1 protein-coding gene is annotated in these 429 nt (G+C 64.6%); it reads left to right on the top strand.

Translation table 11 applies throughout. From position 1 onward, the window contains the following. Window positions 1-119: 119 nt before the first annotated feature. On the top strand, window positions 120-429 hold a 310-nt coding region (locus AACY45_RS28850; protein WP_339548889.1), incomplete at its 3' end, for a DUF1800 family protein.

Raw genomic sequence — 429 nt, 5'->3', positions numbered from 1 at the left:
CTGTGAGACGCCCGTGACGAAACCACCCCGCAAGCAACGCCTCTCCGTCTATCTCGACCCCTCTGTCATGAACCGGCTCGCAGATCACGCCGCGCATCGGGGCCGCCTACTACGACATGTTGCGCGCCCGTGCTCTGGGCAACTATCGCGACCTGCTCGAAGCGGTGACCCTGTCGCCAGGGATGGGCATGTATCTCAACATCATCGGCAATACCGAAGCGGACAAGGACCCGACCCGGCATCCGGACGAGAACTACGCCCGCGAAATCATGCAGCTGATGTCCATCGGCCTGTTCGCGCTGGACGGCTCGGGGACGCCGAACCTGAGCCAGCCCACCTACACCCACGACGACATTGCGGGGCTCGCCAAGATCTTTACCGGCTGGGGCTGGTACGCCGCCAAGCCGACCGAGGCCTCGTTCACGCGCC

Origin of the sequence: Pseudomonas sp. RA_35y_Pfl2_P32 (assembly GCF_963970735.1) — a bacterium.
Lineage (GTDB): Bacteria > Pseudomonadota > Gammaproteobacteria > Pseudomonadales > Pseudomonadaceae > Aquipseudomonas.
Note: the sequence above shows the minus strand (reverse complement) of the source record. Positions and strands in the feature narration are given on the sequence as shown.